We start from the raw sequence: 19,923 nt of genomic DNA, 5'->3' as shown, positions 1-19,923 counted from the left end.
TACAAATTTGTATGGCCTTTTTTATCTAACTGTATAAATTTAAGACAAAAATGCAAATTTAATAATAAACAGTGCCGTTAAAATCCATACGCTAATTGTGACTTCGTCTTGCTTACCACACAACACTTTTACTACCGTATAAGATATAAAACCAAGTGCTATACCATGAGCAATTGAAAACGTTAATGGCGTCATCAGTAAAACGACTGTAACGGGAATGGCATCGGTCATATCATCCCAATTAACAAACTTCAGATTTTGTAGCATTAAAACTGCAACATATAAAATGGCTCCAGCGGTTGCGTAAGCTGGTACCATTTGCGCAAGTGGTGCAAAAAACATCATAAGTAAAAAGCAAATACCTACCACAACTGCTGTTAAACCAGTACGCCCACCTACAGATACACCTGCAACAGACTCTATATAAGATGTTGTAGTAGAAGTACCTAACATAGCGCCTGCAATTGTTGCTGTACTGTCAGCACTTAGCGCTCTTCCTAACCGAGGCATATTTCCTTTTTCATCAGCAAGCCCTGCTTTTTGAGTAACTGCAACTAAAGTACCCGAGGTATCAAATAAATCCACAAACAAAAATGCGAAAATAACGCTCAACATAGACAATTCAAGTGCAGCACCAAAATCAAGCTGCATAAAAGTAGGTAAAATAGAAGGAGGCGTAGCAACAATTCCATGGTATTCAACAAGCCCTAAAGCCAGTGCGATACAGGTCACTAATAAAATACTAATTAACACACCACTTTTAAAGTTACGATATAAAAGCGCAGCAATAATAAAAAAGCTGAAAATAGCTAATAATGGGCCAGCTGAAGTTATATCACCTAATTGTACTAACGTTGCAGGGCTGGCAACGATGATGCCCGCATTTTTAAGAGCAATTAAAGCTAAAAATGCGCCAATACCCGTTGCAATGGCCCGCTTTAAAACCAAAGGAATGGCATTAATAATCCACTCACGAACTTTAAACAGGCTTAGAAGTAAAAATATACACCCAGACATAAAAACAGCACCTAATGCCGCCTGCCATGTGTAACCCATCCCTAATACAACACCATATGTAAAAAATGCATTTAACCCCATTCCAGGCGCTAATGCTAAAGGATAATTAGCCCACAACCCCATAATAAAACAACCAATAGCAGCTGCAATACAAGTTGCTACAAAAGCAGCTCCCTGATCCATTCCAGCCTCTGCTAACATGGCAGGGTTAACAAATACAATGTAAACCATTGTGATAAATGTAGTAATACCCGCAATGCATTCACGGCGGACTGATGAGCCATTCTCACTAATTTTAAATAAAGCTTCGAGCATAATAGACTTATGGTTGTAAAAAGTGGCAATATTTTAACATAAAAATCATCTTTTACAGGACATTTTACCTTGCGATATACTAAACTATTGACTTAGTTACATAACGAATGAGTGAGCATGATAAAAACAACACCGACAGGCCAAGATTTAGAGCAGCAGTTAGACAATATACTGTCCTTTGTCACGCAACCTAGCGACACTAACTCAACGCCAACTAACGAAAATAGTCAGCAAAATACACTGAACAAAGCACTGTATTATTTAAAAAATAATCAAAATGCACTTGCTGCGAAGTGGATGCGTTTAGCTGCGATGTCTGGAGAACTTCGAGCACAATTTTACTTAGGACTATTTTTTGTAAAAGGCCAAGGTGTTCCGCAAAGTGTATTTCATGCTGTTGCATGGCTAAGCTTATCAAGTAGTCAAGGTCACGAGCCAGCAACTACTGCATTAACTGACTTGCGTAAACACATTGAAACTAAACGCTTTAAAGATGCCCAATGCTACGCTGCAAGTTTATATGAACAAATTCACCAATTGAAGTTTTCTCACCTAATACCAAATAACGCTAACGAAGAGTAAATTACACATACGAAACTAAGCTGTAATTTACACATGAAATCATTATTTAAAGCTGCCATATCAACCTTCAACAGGTGTATACAGTATTCAACACAATAATGCACAGTTGGAAACAACAACATAAAGGTAAATTTAAATCATTAAATATTAATAACTTAAAAAAATGACAATTTAAAAAAAGTCTAAATCTTAAATTATCGTACAAAAAAATAGCAAAAAACACTTGCACACAAACACTGTATAAACTACTGTATGTAAATACTGTATAAAAACCCAGTGAGTGAAGCGATATGTTACAACCAATTACCGTACGAACAGTTAAAAGCTACCAACAAGACAATAAAAGCGATTGTGTTAATTTAATTGAAATTGAAGATGAAATTTCGGCAACATTTGAGCTATTAAAAGTATTACATCAATACAATAGCTTAAATGCTTGGACATTATTAATCGCACCCGATCACGTCCCTAGTAAAGCGCTACTTGATTCGTGCTCTATCGATACGAGTAAATTACTCGTTATTAGACAAAAACACTTAGTGAATCTAGAGTACGTATTAAATTCGGCTTTACACAACGGTAATTTTGCAGCTGTAATTACTTGGACTGGTATAGTTAATAACCAGCTATTAACTAGCTTATCTCTGGATATGAGTAAAACAAATACAAAGTTATATTGCTTCACGAAAAACAAACAAACCACAGAGATATTACTAGCTCAATAATCTTGTTAAACTAACATTTTAGCTTTACACCAAAATTATGACCTCACTGAATAAAACATTATGTCTTTGTGGCAGCCAACAAAATTATGTTGACTGCTGCGAACCTTTTCATTTGGCAATACAGCATCCTCAAACACCAGAGCTACTTATGCGCTCTCGTTATAGTGCTTATGCACTCAAAAATGCTAAGTATATTTATCAAACATATACAACAGATAAACAGCCCGAAAACCCCGTTAAAGAAATTAAAGAATTTGCAGATGGTTGCCGCTTTATAAAACTGACAATTATAGACTCAGGCCACGATGATAGTCAGGGTTTTGTAGAATTTAAAGCGCACTACTTTTATGATAATTTATACTGTGAATTGCACGAACAATCAAAATTCATTAAAGAAAAAAATCAGTGGAAATATTCTGACGGCGTTATATTACCTGTTGCAGATATAAAAATTGGCAGGAACGATGATTGCCCATGTGGCAGTGCTAAAAAGTATAAAAAGTGCCACAGCCTATAAACCTCAACTTACCCAGGCATCAGGTATTTTGAAACACACTAATTAGTTAAATAATATGTACTCTAGTTTTGTACATATTATTTAACTAAATGTGGCGCATACGCACGAAAAGTTATTTATTTCCAAAAAACTCAGCGTCTCTAAATAAAATTTTTATACCAATCTGCTTATGTATGGGGTCTATTTAACGTTAAGAAAATTACGCTAGAACTAGGCAAAAGTTTTTGTATCTAGTTGTTCTAAATAAAAAATTTTTAACGACGTTATAGTGCAATTTAATTCGTTAAATTGATCAAAGATTTATGCAGGTTGGTATTATAGGGTTATTAGATAATTTATATTGTTCAAATACTTATACCAACTTTTTTAATTAAGTGATCTATTTTTAGATAACAGAATCGTGTCGATAGCAAGACAAAAAATCGTTATTTAATTGTCCTATATCAGAAATTTTTAACGCCGTTAGCGTCAGATTTAATCCCTCAAACTGATTAAGCATGATTGCGGATTGGTTGGTTAGTATTATTCAGATTGATATTAAAACCCACATAACAAAAATGGACCACTTGGGTCCATCTCTACTTTACGAGTACTTAAAATTTAAGAGTTACTCGTCGTCATCTAAATCAGCTTGTTGACGCTGTGCCGGCTTTGCTAAAATCTCTACGTAGAAAGACTTTAAATCTTGCTTTTCGATGTCGCTGATATGATTGCTAATCTCTGCAACGTGCACTACTTGAGCATCTTCAGCTGTATTACCAAACTTACAGTCAAATGCCCAGTAATCAGCATCTTCAGGTAGCGTTTTATTACGTTCTCTTTTCAAATATTTTTTCACTTCGTGCTTTGCAGCATCGACCATACGAGGGTATTTGATTTTCTCGTGATTCAGCGTGAATGTTTTCTTCATTACGTTCCTAATTACCTTGGTTTAATGATAACGGCATTTCATGTCATACCATTTGACATCATTATAGCAATTGCATTAAATTTTTGGATGGTTTTTTTAAACTAAATCAATTTTTAGGCAATTAACATTATAAATAGCTACAAAGCCTCTCTTTTTAGCCATCATTATTATAAAAATGACCATTTAAAGCTTGTTTTACTGGGCCTGACACAAGCTGATTTGAAATCGTAGATAGATAAATTATTTTATAGGTCAATATTATGCTGTAGCTAAGTGAAGCGGTTGATGTAATGATTCATCATTAAGACCATCATAGAATGAAGCTACGTCCATTTGCGGATGCGATAGCTGAGTCTCTTTGTTCTTAATACGTCTGCGCACAGCTAGCTCACAATTATCAAGCACATTGAGTGGAATATGAGCTAAATCATTTCTTATTGAAAGTGGTTCAGGGTTTAAGCAGTGTCGTAACTTAATATCGCTCATACCTGCATGCTCTCCCACATTTGATAATAAAGCGGCGTTGTGTTGCCCAATCAACATATTAAACTCATCCGGTGCTAAAGGCTGCTTCGGACCCGAACCAAATTGCTTACGAAGTGTCTCTTCTTCAACAATAGGATTTTCAATATCTGTTTTTGGAAAATGGAACTGACTAAAATCAAGCGCATCTTGGGATAACATTGCCAATAAAAGAGAAAACTCTCCTCGACGTTGTTCGTGTACACTTTTATTCAACCGTGTACTTAGTTGACTCTCTGTGATTAACAAATCGTCGATTTGCATAGACTTTAGCCGATTATTGTAGGTAATAGATATTTATCGGCTTTATTTCATTTTTCTTTAGCTTTTTCCTTTACTTAAATATAAGTTTTGCTATTATCAGCGCCGTTGCATTGGAGGGGTTCCCGAGCGGCCAAAGGGATCAGACTGTAAATCTGACGGCTCAGCCTTCGCTGGTTCGAATCCAGCTCCCTCCACCACTTTTCTTACCGCTAAGTTAAGTGGGGCCAAATGTAACAAAATTAGTGTGGAGGGGTTCCCGAGCGGCCAAAGGGATCAGACTGTAAATCTGACGGCTCAGCCTTCGCTGGTTCGAATCCAGCTCCCTCCACCACTTTTAATTCCCCCCTAGTAATCAGTAAAATCTAAAATACCCACTGTAAGCCCATTCCATTAATTTTTAACCATTGTGATGCTGATTTATAATCAGGGTAAAATTTTTCAACTCGCTTCCAAAATGCTTTACTGTGGTTTAAATGACGCAGATGTGCTAACTCATGAACTATTACATAATCAATTATGTGCTGTGGCGCACCAATAAGGTGTAGATTAAAGGTCAAATCACGTTTGCTGTTACAACTCCCCCACTTTCTTTTATAAATCGCAATGTTCAAATTGGGTGGTAAAGCCTCGTTCATTTGTGTACAAAAATACGTAAGTCGCATTTCTATATAAGCTGTTAACTGCTCTTTTAAATACTCTTCTAATAATTTTTGATACTTTAATTGTTGATGTTTAACACGTTTAGATACCGTAATTAACAAGCCTGCTAACTGTGGTTTTACACCAGAGCAGTGACCTTGCTCAAACTGCACATTTACTTGCTCAGAATAAATACATATTTTTTTAGTTTCAAAGGGATATTGCTTGCAGTCAACAACAGTGAGTTGCTTAAGCAATTGCGCATCAACCCACGTCTTTTTTTCTAAAAGCCAGCTATCAATTTGCTTTTTTGCAATATAGCAAGGTGCATATACAGTTACCTGTTGGTTATGAACTTTAATCGCAACGGTTTTTCTTCGTGCGCTTTTTTTTAGCTGATATTCAAACACTTCAATTTCTCAAATATAAATATTATTTACCCATCTAGGTAATATATTAGCATCATCTTAATGAAAAAAATTAGCTTTATTAGTTAAAGTACTCTCGCATTCAGTTGTTATGAAATAGTGCTTTATTAACTGCAGTAAATTAACTGTTTATTAATTGCTTAATTATATTAAACTAAAATAGTGATATTACATTGTGAGTTATTATGCTGTCAGCTTTTTTCATTACGGACCAAGATCCTAGTTTAATTGTAAATGGGGTTTACGATCCTGTTTTAGTCTCAATGTCCGTCCTAATCGCTATATTTTCCGCATTTTTTACCACTAGACTCATTGATTTAGCAAAAAGTACTAAATTCCCAAGCTACCAGCGTTTAGCCAATGTTACCGCAGCCACTGTTTTTTCTGTTGGTATTTGGAGTATGCATTTTATTGGTATGCTCGCTTTTTCACTCTGTAATAATATTCAATATGATCCCATGATTACATTATTGTCATTTATACCTGCATTTTTGACCTGTCAGTATGCTGTGGCTATGCTGGTAAATAGTGATGGAAATTTAAAAACACTTGCTACTTGTTCGATTTTACTTGGTGCAGGCATTGGTACTATGCATTACAGTGGCATGGCTGCTATGCAACTTGCACCGTTATTACGCTACGATCCTATAATATTTGGCTTATCTATTATTATTGCTATCGCACTGTCATTCATTGCTTTGTATAGTCGCTTTAATCTTGAAATATTTTTTCCTAAATTAGCCCCCTTTCAAAGCCGATTAATAAGCGCTGTGATTTTAGGTTTAGCCGTCGCTGGTATGCACTATATGGGCATGGCCGCAACACGGTTTGTTGCTACATCCCCTATTTTATACGAAGATGCGGATGCCACTGCTGGCTTAACATTTATCGCTATTGCAGTAGCAACTGCAACAATAGCTATTACGAGTGTGGTTGCAGTACTTAATGGCATGGTGCGCTACAGAATGTTACTAGAAGCTAAATCAGCGGACGAATCGCGCCTAAATGCAATTTTAGGTACTGCGATTGATGGAATTGTAACCATTGATCACAAAGGTATTATTTTAAGTTTTAATAACTCCGCAACAAAAATATTTGGCTGGTGCGAAAGTGAAGTGCGGGATCATAATGTTAAAATGCTCATGGACGATAGCATTGCAGCAAATCACGATAATTACCTATCAGAAGCCGAAAATATTGATTTAGGGAAAGTTATAGGTGTCAATCGCGAAATATTCGCTAAACATAAAAAAGGGTATTCATTTCCGATTCGATTAGGCATTGGCGAAGTTAATCAACCAGGCCAGAATCCTCTGTATGTAGGCTTTATTACTGATTTAACCGAGCAACGAGAGTTGCAACGAAGTCTAGTAGAAAAAGAACAACAATATCGCTCTTTAATGAATAATATGCCAGGCGTTGTGTTTAGATGTAAATTTGATGAAAATTGGACAATGCTATTTATTAGCCCGAGTGTTCTTGAATTATCGGGGTACCAATCAAAAGAATTTATCGAGCATTGTATTGAATTTAATGACCTTGTCTTGAAAACCGATCAGCCTGCTATTCTTGATGCTATAAATAATGCCATTGCACAAAAGCGCCAGTACTCTATTGAATATCGGATCCGTCACCGCAATGGAAAAATGCTATGGCTACTTGATAAAGGGACTTTTGATTTTGATAAGCATGGAAATCCGCAATGGATTGACGGTGTACTAGTTGATATAACAGAGCGAAAAGAATACGAGAAAACGCTTGAAACTGCGAAACTTCAAGCAGAAGAAGCCGCTAACGCTAAACAATCTTTCATGGCTAATATGAGCCATGAAATACGAACTCCTATGAACTCAATTATTGGTTTTAGTGACTTACTCATGGATACCCCACTTGATCAAGAACAACAAAAACATCTCATTACTGTTAACAATGCTGCTCGTTCATTATTACGCTTACTCAATGAAGTTCTTGATTCTGCAAAATTAGAGCGTGGAAAGCTTGCAATAGAGCCTATTCATTTTAATTTGAAGCCTGTTATAGATAGTATTATTTCTACTTTTTGGTTAGAAGCGAAAAAGAAAAACTTAAGTTTAACACTTAATATTAAAGAATCAGTAAGGACAACCTACTGCGGAGACGCTGATCGACTCAGACAGATACTTACTAACCTCATAGGGAATGCTATAAAGTTCACACAGCAAGGATCTGTGACTATAACTATAAGTACAACACAAAATGGACATCTCTTTTTTGAAGTGCAAGATACTGGTATTGGTATTGTAGAAGATCGCAGACAAGCCATATTTCAGCCCTTTGAACAAGCAGATGGGACAACAACCCGACGGTTTGGTGGTACAGGACTTGGAACTACTATTAGTAAACAGCTTGTTGAACTAATGGGAGGCACTATAGATCTCATAAGTGAGGTGGGTAAAGGCACATGTTTTTATTTTTCATTACCGCTTGAAGTCGGTGACGAAGAAAAAATAGATTACTTTGATGGATTACATACTCAGCTCCCCTCACTTAGAATACTTGCTGTTGATGATATTGAGCAAAACAGAGAGCTTCTTTCACTATTACTTTCGCGAGATCAACATACCGTAATCAAAGCAAGTAATGGATTTGAAGCAATAAGTATGTTTGAGCAACAAGACTTTGATGTGATTTTAATGGATATTCACATGCCTGAATGCGATGGTATTGAAGCAACACTCAAAATACGTGAAATAGAAAAACAAAGACAATTAAAATATACACCCATCATAGCCTTAACAGCCAGCGTATTACAGCAAGATAAATTAACCGCTAAAAAATCTGGAATGAATGGCTTTACTAATAAACCAATTGATATAAATCAATTAAATCAAGAAATTGCTCAAGTTCTTGGGCTGGGTTTAGCCAAAGAACTTGTTATAGCGCAAACCGATCACGATGCCAAGCATATCGATTTTGAAAAAGGTTTGGCCTTATGGGGTTCAAAATGCAAACAGCTCACAGAAATTACGAAATTTACAAATGAAAATAGTAACAAATTTGCAGCGCTTATAAATAATCCGTTGACTGATATAAACAATTCCAAAAGTTTAATACATACATTGAAAGGTGTTGCAGGAAACTTAGGTCTTATAACATTAATGAAGTTGCTTAATGATTTAGAGAACGCCGAAAATACTGAAATAAACAATATACTCAATGCCATAAAAGAAGAACTAGATATAATAGTTCAGTTATTAGCAAACAATGTATGTAAACAGCCAAAAAACAGCTTAAAAAACAGTAGTATTTTGTCTGTTTCAGAACTAAAAGCGCTTTGTGAGGTATTACATAAATATGCTCTCAATGCCGAACTTAACGACAAGCTCATTGACCAACTAATACACAACTCGGATACACAATTTACGGATGAAGTAGAAAGTATAAGCACCGCATTTGATGAGTTTGACTTTGATACTGCACAAACAAAACTAGAAGCTTTGCAAAAGAAACTATCACTAATGAGTATTAATTAATGGACTTTTCAGCCAATAGGCCTCGTATTTTAATTGTTGACGATGAACCTGCAAATCTAAAAGTAATGCGCGAAGTGTTAGGTAATCAATATCGTATGTCGTTTGCTAAATCGGGTGATGCCGCACTGGCACTACTTGAAAAAGAACTACCAAAGCTAATTTTGCTCGACATAATGATGCCAGATATGAATGGCTTTGAAGTATGCCAAATAGTTAAGAGAAACCCTAAAACATCACACATCCCCATTATTTTTGTAACTGCGCTTGCCGATGAGAGCGATGAGTTTAAAGGCTTTGAGCTAGGCGCAGTTGACTATATCACCAAACCAATTAGCCCGGCTATTGTCAGGGCGAGAGTGAAAACACATCTCTCATTAGTTCAAGCGGAGCAATTAAAACAAGCACATGTTGATTTAGTTCAACGCTTAGGGCGGGCCGCTGAATATAAAGACACTGATACTGGCGAGCATATAGTACGTATGAGCCAATATAGTAAAGTACTTGCCTTAGCGCTGGGCATGCCAGAACACCAAGCAGAATTACTGCGTCAAGCGGCACCAATGCATGATGTTGGTAAAATAGGCATTCCAGATGCTATTTTATTAAAACCAGGGCGCCTTACCAGTGAAGAATTTGAGCACATGAAAAAGCATGCTTTAATCGGTGGACAAATCTTAGCAAATTCAACCTCCCCACTATTACAACTAGCTCATAAACTCGCAATTGAACACCATGAAAAATGGGATGGCTCTGGCTATCCAAATGGTACTCGTGGTGAAGATATATCCATTGAAGGAAGAATTGTGGCCATTGCAGATGTTTTTGATGCCCTTACGTCAAAACGTCCTTATAAAGAAGCATGGAGTGTAGAAAAAACAGTTCAACATATGCAAGAGCAAGCAGGAGCTCATTTCGATCCCGCTCTAATCGAGCTATTTGTAAAAAACTTAGACGATATTATTGCTATAAAAAATGCAAATCAAGAAAGCTAATTCTTTTTAGCACTGTGGGAGCCAAGCTCAACATTTGGGTAATAAGATTTTATATACCGATAGTCATGTGACGTAATTTCATGGCTATTACCACTGTCATCTTTAAAATACATTGAAAACGTTACACCATGATCAGCAAGAACCGCTTTTATATTTAAACTTTCAAGATGACTAAGCCACTGTATAAATTGCTCCCCTGTTGCCAAAAATGCAATTCCTTTATTGCGCCCCTCACCTTCAAAAAGTGCTAAACGAGTCTTTGAACTAGCATCCTCGAGCGTTAAAGGTCCTCGTCCGTCCTCATTCCAAAAAGCAAGTTCGGGTACTATACTAAAACCTAAAACGCGCTCATACCATTTAACTGCATTCGATAAATTTTCAACATTCAAATGGCAATGATCAATACCTGACAATTTAGGCATATTTTTATTATCCACGTTACTCACCAATTTCTGACTTTAATTGCTCTAAAAACTCATGCATGTAAACTGTACGCCTATTCGCTTCTGCTTTAGCTGATGGGGTATTCATGCTTTGAGCAATATGTAATAGTTTTATAAAAAAATGATCAAGTGTATATTTTTTATCATCAGCTTCTCGTTCAATACAAAAAGGGTCTTCTGGGTTATACAATAACCGAGAAATTGAGCCGCCAACTTTCATACATCGACTCACTCCAATCGCACCTAGTGCATCCATTCTGTCAGCATCTTGTACTATTTGCGCCTCAACTGTTTTAATTTCTATATTTGCGCTAAAGCTATGAGCCGCAATAGCATGATGAATATCATCAAAAAGTGACTCGTCACAATCAATCGATTTTAAAAATTCCAGTGCCTTATCTGCTGCCATAGTAGAGGCTTTTGCACGATCAGGGTGGTTTTTAGCCACCGCCACACAGTCATGCATCCACGCTGCAGGTAATACAACTGACATATTAGCCTGCTCTGCATTACATAGTTTTATTGCAACGCGCACCACTCGCTCTATATGCGTAATATCGTGAGCCACATCGGCATGCACTAAAGAGGTTATAAATTCTCTGCATTGTGAATTAAGTATTTGTAAATCGGGGCTTAAAACGGCGTCAGGCACTTTCAGGTTCCAAAAGCTAATTAATAAGTGAATTATTAGTACTTTACCGTGCTTTATAGCCCTCTTGCAAAACATTCATTGTATGTTGCCCGCTGCTTGACTAAAATACAGCGCTTATTTATTACTACTGAGAAGCCTTATGTCATCTGCCGTTTACCTACAAGCTGGTCGCGATAAATCATTAAAAAGAAAACACCCTTGGTTATTTTCAAAAGCCATCAAAAAAATTAAAGGTAAACCTGGATTAGGCGACACAGTAACGATTCACGATAGCGAAGGTAAGTTTTTAGCAACTGCTGCTTATAGCCCTCATTCACAAATTCGTGCACGTGTTTGGAGCTTTGACGAAAAAGAAATCATCGATCAAAACTTTTTTGAACGCCGTTTACGTCGCTCATTAGAAGCACGGAGCCAAGTAATAGAAGAAGGCGGATTAACAGGCTTTAGATTATGTGCAGCTGAGTCTGATTACTTACCAGGCGTTACAATCGATAAATTTGATAATGTACTAGTTTGTCAGTTACTAAGTGCGGGTGCCGAGCGTCATAAAGGCGAGATTGTTGGCGCGTTAATGGCTATTTTTCCAGGTTCTAGCATATACGAGCGCTCAGACGTAGAAGTACGTACAAAAGAAGGTTTGGAGCCAATTAAAGGTGTTCTTTGGGGTAATGAGCCAACACAACCTGTACTTATTGAAGAAAACGGCTTAAAAATTGAAGTCGATATAATTGAAGGTCATAAAACCGGATTTTACTTAGATCAACGCGATAGCCGTGCTGCACTTGAGCGTTTTTCAAAAGACAAAACGGTACTTAACTGTTTTAGTTACACAGGTACATTTTCGTTGTACGCTTTGCGTGGCGGGTGTGAGCATGTCACTAACGTTGATGTATCGCAACCAGCGTTAGATACTGCTAAACGTAATGTTGAGCATAATAACTTAGACTTAAATAAAGTTGATTTTGTGAAGCAAGATGTCTTTAAGTTGCTGCGTCAATACCGCGACGAAGGCAGACAGTTTGATACCATCGTAATGGATCCACCAAAGTTTGCTGATAATAAAGCGCAGCTAACGGGCGCGTGTCGTGGTTATAAAGACATCAACATGATTGCTATGCAAATACTAAAACCAGGTGGAACACTACTGACATTCTCTTGCTCTGGCTTAATGGAGCAAAACCTATTTCAAAAAGTTGTTGCTGATGCGGCTCTTGATGCGGGCAAAGATCTACTTATAATGGAGCGATTAAATCAAGCAGCCGATCACCCAATTGCGGGTAGCTACCCTGAAGGCTTTTACTTAAAAGGCTTAATTTGTAAGGTTTTTTAATATCTAATCATTCAATTTAATTAGTTAAACTGAATGATTTCAAGGCCTGCTGTTATTGTGCCATCATCTTCTTTGCTGGCACGTATTACCTTAGCCGTTGCTTTTAACGGTGCAATGCTAGGGTGAGTAGACGCTATATCAACTGTTAAAATAGTATCTGGCTCAAGTAAATCATCCAAATGCAATGATAACCCTGTCGCGCTTAAATCAACACACTCTGCCGTATAATTCAAGCCAGCTACTGGTTCTACTGTTGTTAAATTTGCAGTCGCATTTACCTGCATACGTCTAAAGTTTCGTTTGTCATCTGTGAACATAAATCCCTCTATACTATTGTATTAATTTGCTCTAACAATACACTCATTGAAAATGGTTTTACTACATAAGCGTCGCATCCTGCGTCAAATCCGGCTTTTTTCTCCAACTCCGACTCAAGGCCAGATACCATAACAATAGGTATATTTTTTGTCTCCGGGGTATGTTTTAGCATACGACATGTATCGTAACCATCAAGTCCTGGCATGCACACATCAAGTAAAATTATATCAGGTGGATTAGCAACCGCTGATGCTAAACAACTTTTACCTGAATCAGCATAGCTCACATCAAATTTAGCAGTGAGTGCTGCTTTAAGAATTTCATAATTAAAATACTCGTCGTCGACGACTAGCAGCCGTCGTGTTTTAGGTTCGATCAATGAGGACATGGGTATGCCGTTTCCTTCTCAAAGCAAAAATAAGTCCTCCCATTAAGGTACTAAGCTTAATGGAAAATGCAAGTTTTATTCTATTTCTTTTATTGCATTTAAAATGCGTTTTGATGAAATAGGATAAGGAGTTCCTAATGTTTGGGCAAACAAAGAGACTCTTAGTTCTTGCTGCATCCAAAAAATAGCGGTTACTTCTTGGGGAGTTGGCAACCCTTTAGGTGTTTTATTAGTTAATTTCTTATATTCAATTGCCACTTTATCAAGTTCAAGTACGCATAACCTATCTCTGTTTGGATCAACTGGTAATTTTTCTAAGCGTTTTTGAATAGCTTTTAGGTAACGGATTAAATCCGTTATTTTATCTGCGCCATGCGCGCTCACAAAACCTTTAAATATAAGTGACTCAAGCTGTGATTTTATATCGCCGTGCGCCGTTATCATGGTTAAATCAACGCGCCCTTTCATTTTTTTATGCAGCGCGTGAGCAATACTTAATACTTGCTCAACCTGCGTTGCAATCGACACAACAGCATCACCGAGCTCACCGCGTATTTGCTCTTTTACTGTTTCAAATGCTTTTTCGTCACGTATATCACCGTGTTTAACTAATAAGCTATCGACACCTGCGGCTATACAGTCATCAATTAAATCAGCTATTTTACCAAATGGATTAAAGTACAAACCCAGCTTTGCTTTATTCGGTAAGTTTTGTTGTAAATACTTAATTGGCGATGGCACATTTAATAACACTAAACGGCGCAAACCTTGTTGATGTGCTTGCTGCGCTTTTGCTTCGTTATCAAACAGCTCCACTGCAGCGGCTGATTTTTTATCCACCAGCGCAGGGTATGCTTTTATCTCATATTGGCCTTGTTTTTTAACATATGAAGATGGCAGCTCACCAAAATCCCATTGTGTTAGGTCTGATTTTTCAATGCCTTTATCGGCTACTTTAGAGAGTGTTTCGGTTACTTCACCTTGCAGCTCTGCTTTAAGTTTGGCTAAATCAAGTCCACGAGCAAGTAACTTATCGTGTTCATCTCGTACTTCAAACTGCAATCTTAAATGCGGTGCAAGCGCGGTTAAATCCCATGCCTCTGGATCAACTTTTACACCTGTCATTCTCAATAAACGCGTCGTTAATGCATCAATTAAGCTCCCTTGCATTGGCTCAATCGCTGCCAGCACTGCATCAGCATAGTTTGGTGCTGGCACAAAATTACGACGAAGCGATTTAGGCAATGACTTTATAAGCCCACTTATTAGCTCATGCCTAAATGCTGGTATGTGCCAGTCAAAACCACTTTCTTGCACTTGATTCAACAGCGCGACCGGTATTTGTACCGCAACGCCATCAACGGCTTGGCCTGGATCAAAATGATAAGCAAGCGGCAATATAATATTGTCTTGCTGCCATGTATCAGGGTAGTCAAACTCGGTTATATTACTTGCACCATGCTGCATTAACTCTTCACGAGTCATGTGTAAGTAATGCTTATTTTGTTGTTTTTGTGTTTTATACCATTTTAAAAATGCAGCGCGGTTATTAATTTCTTTGGGTATTTTTTTATCGTAAAATTCAAATAACGTTTGCTCATCAACTAAAATATCACGACGACGTGACTTATTTTCCAGAACTTGAATATCTTCTATTAGCTCACTGTTAAATGCTAAAAAGCGCTCGTTTAAGCCCAGTTCTTGCTCAACTAATGCAGTGCGTACAAAAAGCTCTCGACTCACTTTAGGATCAATGTTGCTATAAACACAGCGGCGTTTGTTTACAACGAGTAGGCCGTACAAAGTTTGCTGCTCAAACGCAATTACCGCACCTGGCTTTTTCTCCCAATGAGGTTCTGTGTAACTACGTTTTACTAGGTGTTGTGCTAATGGCTCTACCCAGTTAATGTCTATTTTTGCATTTGTGCGAGCATATAATTTACTGGTTTCTACCAGCTCTGCTGACATGATCCATTTAGGGCTCTTTTTAAATAAACCTGAACCCGGAAAAATATGAAACTGACTATTACGTGCGCCTTTGTATATTTGTTTTTCATCTTTAAAGCCAATGTGGCTTAGCATCCCGCTTAATAACGCCTTGTGCACAAGCTCGCCATCAGCCGCTTGGCTGGTTGCTTTCATGCCCATTTCGTTACACACAGTACTTATTTGATAAACAATATCTTGCCATTCACGCAGACGCATATAGGCCAAAAAGTCTTTTTGACACAGCTTTCTAAATTGGCCGTTAGTCAGCTCGCTTTGCTGCTCTTCTAGGTAATTCCATAAGTTTAAAAAAGCGATAAAATCTGAATCTGGGTCGTCAAAACGACCGTGCTTTTCATTGGCCGCAGCACGTTTTTCTTGTGGGCGTTCACGTGGGTCTTGAATAGACAATGCTGCCACAATAATAATCACTTCACGCAATGCGCCAAGTTTATGGGCCGTAAGTACCATTTTAGCTAAACGAGGGTCAACCGGTAATCGGCTAAGCTCTCTACCTGAAGCGGTTAAACTCGTTTTGTTATCACGTTTGTCTGGTTTTACTGCTTGTAGTTCTTCTAATAACGATAGACCATCACTTATATTACGGCTATCTGGCGCTTGCACGAACGGAAATTGCGCCATATCACCAAGCCCGAGTGCCAACATTTGTAAAATAACAGACGCAAGGTTAGTACGCAGTATTTCAGGGTCGGTAAACTCTGGGCGCGATAAAAAATCATCCTCAGAGTACAAGCGAATACAAATACCCGCTTCAACACGTCCACAACGACCCATACGCTGATTAGCACTTGCTTGTGATATAGGCTCTATTGGCAAGCGCTGTACTTTTGTACGATAGCTGTAGCGACTTATACGCGCAGTACCTGGGTCTATTACATAACGAATACCCGGCACGGTGAGTGACGTTTCGGCTACGTTAGTCGATAAAATAATATGGCGACGAGAATGTGGCGCAAATATACGGTTTTGCTCTGCGTTAGATAAGCGCGAGTAAAGTGGCAATACATCAGTGTGTTTTAAATTACGCTTGCTAAGTGCATCAGCGGTATCGCGTATTTCACGCTCACCATTTAAAAATATGAGAATATCGCCAGGGCCTTCAGCGCACAGCTCATCAACGGCATCAAAAATACCTTGTAGCTGATCGCCCTCCGCTTCCATATCATCTTTATTAATATCAGTAATAGGGTTGTAGCGCACATCAACAGGGAAAGTACGACCCGATACTTCTATAATGGGCGCATCATCAAAGTGCTTTGAAAAGCGCTCAGGATCAATAGTCGCTGAGGTAATTATTATTTTTAAATCAGGGCGTTTTGGAAGTAGGTTTTTTAAGTAACCTAGAATAAAGTCGATGTTTAAACTACGCTCATGCGCTTCATCGATAATAATCGTGTCGTATTGATTTAAAAAGCGGTCTTGCTGAATTTCTGCCAGTAAAATACCGTCAGTCATCAGTTTTACATACGTATTATTAGAAACCTGATCGCTAAAACGTATTTTAAAGCCAACTTGCTGACCAAGCTCACACTTCATTTCTTCAGCAATACGATTAGCCACGGTACGCGCTGCTAATCGGCGTGGTTGCGTATGCCCTATTAAACCATCAACACCACGACCAAGCTCTAAACACATTTTAGGTATTTGAGTTGTTTTACCTGAGCCCGTCTCACCGGCAATAATAACCACTTGGTTATTTGCAATGGCGTCTTTAATTAATTCCTTTTTTTGACTTACTGGCAATTGCTCAGGGTAAGTCACTTTAGGGAGGCCAGCTAAGCGCTTATCGCGTAATTCTTGGCTACGGGTTATATCAGCCGCTATTTTTTCAAGCGCGTTGGCATGCTTGTTTTCATCGGTTATTTTTTTTACGCCATGTAAGCGTTTTTTGAAAATGAATTGATCTTTTTTTAAGCACGTTTTTAGCTCGCCAAACAACTGACCTAGGTTTACCACCCGCATACCTTATAAAATTAGTTAAAGAGCCGTAATTGTATCAAATTAAACGGCTGGGGTTAATCCTACAAAATGCATAACGCGGGGTTGTTTGTTATATAAACGCTGTTATTGAACTAAACGGTGAATAATAAATTTATTTTAAGCAGTTATTTTCAGCGCTAACTACATTGAATAAATTAAATGACGTTGGCTTATTCGTCGTTAAAAATGCCCACGTAGGTCGCTTGCGTATTCGATTTACTAGCTCGATACATGCCAGAGGTATTAAACGGCAAGCTAATATTACCCTTAGTATCAATAATAATGACGCCGCCAGTGCCACCAATGGGCTTAAGCACACCGTTTATAACTTCATCCCCTGCTTCGGCTATGGTTTTACCTTGGTACTTAACGCGCGCACATATATCGCTTGCTACGTTATAGCGAATAAAGTATTCACCGTGTCCTGTTGCTGATACCGCGCACGATTCATTTTCAGCAAATGTTCCGGCCCCAATTACCGGCGCATCCCCCACGCGGCCATAACGTTTTGCCGTCATACCACCGGTTGATGTACCTGCTGCTAAATTACCATTTTTATCAAGCGCCACTGCGCCAACCGTGCCCATTTTGTAAGAGTTAGGTAATGCTTTGTGCGCGGCTTGGTACTCTTTACTGGTTGCTTTGGCTTTATCTAATTTTTGTTTTGCTTTTAAAAGTGCTTTGTAACGAGATTCGGTATCAAACAAGTTATTTTCGATAAGCTCAACACCTTGCTCTTTAGCAAACTCCTCAGCGCCTTGCCCACTGAGCATTACGTGTACAGAGTTATCCATTACCAAACGCGCTAAATTAATTGGGCTCTCAATATGCTTTACACCCGCAACTGCACCTGCTTCACGGTTTCGACCATCCATTATTGATGCATCAAGCTCATGTCCGCCATCGTAAGTGTATACCGCTCCACGCCCTGCATTAAAATAAGGGGATTGCTCTAATACTGCAATTGCTGCAGTCACCGCATCTAAGCTTTCGCCGCCTTGATGTAATACTTTATAACCTGTCTCTACTGCTTGCGTTAATTTTGCCCGATACTCTTTTTCTTGAGCGGGTGTAAATCGTGCTTTTTCTATTGTCCCTGCCCCACCATGAATCGCAATGGCAAAAGGAGTCTCTGCAGCTAATGCACTATTGCTTAAAGCAACAAGGCTGCTCGCAAAAATGGCTAATAATGGTATTTTCATAATGAGTTCTTTTATGGGGAAGTTATAAACCAATGTGAATGGTTGCGGGCTTAATTTCAACCAAAGTGAGTTTAATGACATAAAAAAAGCGCCTTAAGGCGCTTTTTAAAATTTTACGTGTTTGTAATACCAATTTTATTAAAAACATGATTATTCTAGCGTATTAAATAGCTCACTAACTACGTTGAAAATTATTTATATAGAACAACTATGTATCATAATTTTAGCCTTGTTATTGAGCTATTTTCTTATCGCTATAATAGAACACTAATTTAATGCAATTGGTATAATTAAGCTTGTTGAGCTTTTAAACGCGCTAAACGTGCTACTTGATGAGTAGACGTTAAGAAAGAATAAATTGGTGCTAAGTAACCACGTTTACGAAGCTCTAGGAAATCAGCATCGCTTAGCTCGTTTAGCTTTTTCTCATCGATAAGGTAAATACCGTTTATGTCTTTTTTCTCGCCTTTAATGTCTACTGTAAGCGTTTGCGCAATTAGTAGCTCTTTATCAGCAAGGAATTTAGTGAACGCTTCAGTTACTTGAGAAAACTCAATAAAAGATACAAGCGCTTCTTTACGACGTTTTAGGTAATCAGTCTCTTCGCCATTTTCGAATAATGCGTTGCCTTCATCTTCACCAACAAGCGCACTTGCTTCATCAATTACAATGCCGAATTGATCTTGCTCTGGGTGCTTAACTAGACCCAGTGGGTAACGAGTAGATGCCATTGGTGCAAATGCTGCTGTCCATTTACCATCTTCTACAAAAAGGTTTTCGCCTGGCTCAAGACCAAACATAGCGACAGCTTGGTAAGTGTCATTTTCGTTATTTTTAACGAATGACATTGGAAACTCGTTTGCTACACGTGCAAACTCATGTGCAACTACTGGCACTAAATGTTGAGTTTTCATGAATTCTACATTGATGCCATTTTTAATTTTAATGTTGGCATGTTTTTCGTTGTGTAAAGGCTGTACTTGTTGCTCCGCCATGTTACTGCTCCGTTTATTTTTAGTTTATGTGTTTCATTTTTAATACCTTAAGGCTAATGCTTTTGAAACCAAAAAGGAAGGGAAACTTTTATGACAGTCGTCATCAAAAAATAAAATTTAACTAAATCCAAGCGTTGCTAAAAAACACACAACCAAAACACATAAAATCAGATTAAAAACAATAC

Annotated in this window: 17 protein-coding genes and 2 tRNA genes; 8 read left to right on the top strand and 11 right to left on the bottom strand. The window is 38.0% G+C overall.

Annotated elements, in window-relative coordinates; genetic code table 11:
• Positions 1 to 39 precede the first annotated feature (39 nt).
• Positions 40 to 1,332, bottom strand: a complete 1,293-nt coding sequence (locus tag NRL14_RS09600) for an NCS2 family permease (RefSeq protein WP_045984411.1) — start codon at positions 1,330 to 1,332, stop codon at positions 40 to 42.
• Between the two features lie 117 nt (positions 1,333 to 1,449).
• On the opposite strand from NRL14_RS09600, the gene NRL14_RS09595 reads away from it, so the two are divergent.
• The 3 genes from NRL14_RS09595 (at position 1,450) to NRL14_RS09585 (ending at position 3,156) form a co-directional block, all read left to right on the top strand.
• On the top strand, positions 1,450 to 1,914 hold the full coding sequence (locus NRL14_RS09595; RefSeq protein WP_149605165.1) for a tetratricopeptide repeat protein: 465 nt from the start codon (positions 1,450 to 1,452) through the stop codon (positions 1,912 to 1,914).
• Positions 1,915 to 2,204: 290 nt separating this feature from the next.
• Positions 2,205 to 2,639 carry a SulA-like leucine-rich domain-containing protein gene (locus NRL14_RS09590; protein ID WP_306724525.1) on the top strand — a complete coding sequence of 145 codons (435 nt, stop codon included), beginning with the start codon at positions 2,205 to 2,207 and terminating at the stop codon, positions 2,637 to 2,639.
• Between the two features lie 37 nt (positions 2,640 to 2,676).
• Positions 2,677 to 3,156 (top strand): YchJ family protein, encoded by a 480-nt coding sequence (locus tag NRL14_RS09585; protein ID WP_149605166.1) that lies wholly within the window; start codon positions 2,677 to 2,679, stop codon positions 3,154 to 3,156.
• A 607-nt stretch (positions 3,157 to 3,763) separates the two neighbouring features.
• Here the strand turns inward: NRL14_RS09585 and NRL14_RS09580 are convergent.
• On the bottom strand, positions 3,764 to 4,066 hold the full coding sequence (locus NRL14_RS09580) for a DUF6172 family protein (protein ID WP_007375896.1): 303 nt from the start codon (positions 4,064 to 4,066) through the stop codon (positions 3,764 to 3,766).
• A gap of 258 nt (positions 4,067 to 4,324) precedes the next feature.
• Complete coding sequence (locus tag NRL14_RS09575) at positions 4,325 to 4,852, bottom strand: VC2046/SO_2500 family protein (RefSeq protein WP_149605167.1); 528 nt, start codon at positions 4,850 to 4,852, stop codon at positions 4,325 to 4,327.
• Positions 4,853 to 4,964: 112 nt separating this feature from the next.
• On the opposite strand from NRL14_RS09575, the gene NRL14_RS09570 reads away from it, so the two are divergent.
• Together NRL14_RS09570 and NRL14_RS09565 are read left to right on the top strand one after the other, a co-directional pair.
• Positions 4,965 to 5,049: transfer RNA gene (locus NRL14_RS09570), tRNA-Tyr, on the top strand.
• A 49-nt stretch (positions 5,050 to 5,098) separates the two neighbouring features.
• A tRNA-Tyr gene (locus tag NRL14_RS09565) sits at positions 5,099 to 5,183 on the top strand.
• Positions 5,184 to 5,214: 31 nt separating this feature from the next.
• Here NRL14_RS09565 and NRL14_RS09560 read toward each other — a convergent pair.
• The gene (locus NRL14_RS09560; RefSeq protein ID WP_306724524.1) at positions 5,215 to 5,901 is read right to left on the bottom strand and encodes a M48 family metallopeptidase; all 687 of its coding nucleotides are present in this window, start codon (positions 5,899 to 5,901) and stop codon (positions 5,215 to 5,217) included.
• 203 nt (positions 5,902 to 6,104) lie between these two features.
• Here NRL14_RS09560 and NRL14_RS09555 point away from each other — a divergent pair, with 203 nt between their 5' ends.
• Both NRL14_RS09555 and NRL14_RS09550 read left to right on the top strand, forming a co-directional pair.
• Positions 6,105 to 9,431 (top strand): MHYT domain-containing protein, encoded by a 3,327-nt coding sequence (locus tag NRL14_RS09555; RefSeq protein ID WP_306724523.1) that lies wholly within the window; start codon positions 6,105 to 6,107, stop codon positions 9,429 to 9,431.
• Entirely contained in the window at positions 9,431 to 10,423 is a 993-nt protein-coding gene (locus NRL14_RS09550; protein ID WP_149605170.1) for a two-component system response regulator, read from the top strand. Before NRL14_RS09555 ends, NRL14_RS09550 begins: the two co-directional genes overlap by 1 nt.
• Here the strand turns inward: NRL14_RS09550 and NRL14_RS09545 are convergent.
• Both NRL14_RS09545 and NRL14_RS09540 read right to left on the bottom strand, forming a co-directional pair.
• Positions 10,420 to 10,845: a VOC family protein gene (locus tag NRL14_RS09545; RefSeq protein WP_373462528.1), complete on the bottom strand. Its 426-nt coding sequence runs from the start codon at positions 10,843 to 10,845 to the stop codon at positions 10,420 to 10,422. The two genes, NRL14_RS09550 and NRL14_RS09545, sit on opposite strands and share 4 nt — an antisense overlap.
• Before the next feature lie 16 nt (positions 10,846 to 10,861).
• A complete protein-coding gene (locus NRL14_RS09540) occupies positions 10,862 to 11,593 on the bottom strand; it encodes an HD domain-containing protein (RefSeq protein ID WP_373462527.1) in 732 nt (243 codons plus the stop codon).
• Between the two features lie 64 nt (positions 11,594 to 11,657).
• Between NRL14_RS09540 and NRL14_RS09535 the strand changes: the two genes are divergently transcribed.
• Positions 11,658 to 12,848, top strand: coding sequence for a class I SAM-dependent methyltransferase (locus tag NRL14_RS09535; protein WP_007375901.1), 1,191 nt, complete (start codon positions 11,658 to 11,660; stop codon positions 12,846 to 12,848).
• Between the two features lie 20 nt (positions 12,849 to 12,868).
• Here NRL14_RS09535 and NRL14_RS09530 read toward each other — a convergent pair whose 3' ends face one another.
• The 5 genes from NRL14_RS09530 to NRL14_RS09510 all read right to left on the bottom strand — a co-directional run bounded on the left by NRL14_RS09530 (position 12,869) and on the right by NRL14_RS09510 (position 19,738).
• Complete coding sequence (locus NRL14_RS09530; RefSeq protein WP_008135574.1) at positions 12,869 to 13,165, bottom strand: PilZ domain-containing protein; 297 nt, start codon at positions 13,163 to 13,165, stop codon at positions 12,869 to 12,871.
• 8 nt (positions 13,166 to 13,173) lie between these two features.
• Entirely contained in the window at positions 13,174 to 13,554 is a 381-nt protein-coding gene (locus NRL14_RS09525; protein WP_007375903.1) for a PleD family two-component system response regulator, read from the bottom strand.
• Between the two features lie 75 nt (positions 13,555 to 13,629).
• Positions 13,630 to 17,517 carry an ATP-dependent RNA helicase HrpA gene (gene hrpA, locus NRL14_RS09520; RefSeq protein ID WP_306724520.1) on the bottom strand — a complete coding sequence of 1,296 codons (3,888 nt, stop codon included), beginning with the start codon at positions 17,515 to 17,517 and terminating at the stop codon, positions 13,630 to 13,632.
• A 194-nt stretch (positions 17,518 to 17,711) separates the two neighbouring features.
• Positions 17,712 to 18,743, bottom strand: coding sequence for an isoaspartyl peptidase/L-asparaginase family protein (locus NRL14_RS09515; RefSeq protein ID WP_033015518.1), 1,032 nt, complete (start codon positions 18,741 to 18,743; stop codon positions 17,712 to 17,714).
• A gap of 290 nt (positions 18,744 to 19,033) precedes the next feature.
• On the bottom strand, positions 19,034 to 19,738 hold the full coding sequence (locus NRL14_RS09510; protein WP_007375906.1) for a SapC family protein: 705 nt from the start codon (positions 19,736 to 19,738) through the stop codon (positions 19,034 to 19,036).
• Positions 19,739 to 19,923 lie beyond the last annotated feature (185 nt).

The sequence above is a fragment of the Pseudoalteromonas sp. 20-92 genome (genome assembly GCF_030847595.1).
Lineage (GTDB): Bacteria > Pseudomonadota > Gammaproteobacteria > Enterobacterales > Alteromonadaceae > Pseudoalteromonas > Pseudoalteromonas fuliginea.
The sequence above is the reverse complement of the archived record's forward strand: the minus strand, read 5'-3'. Positions and strand labels throughout refer to the sequence as shown.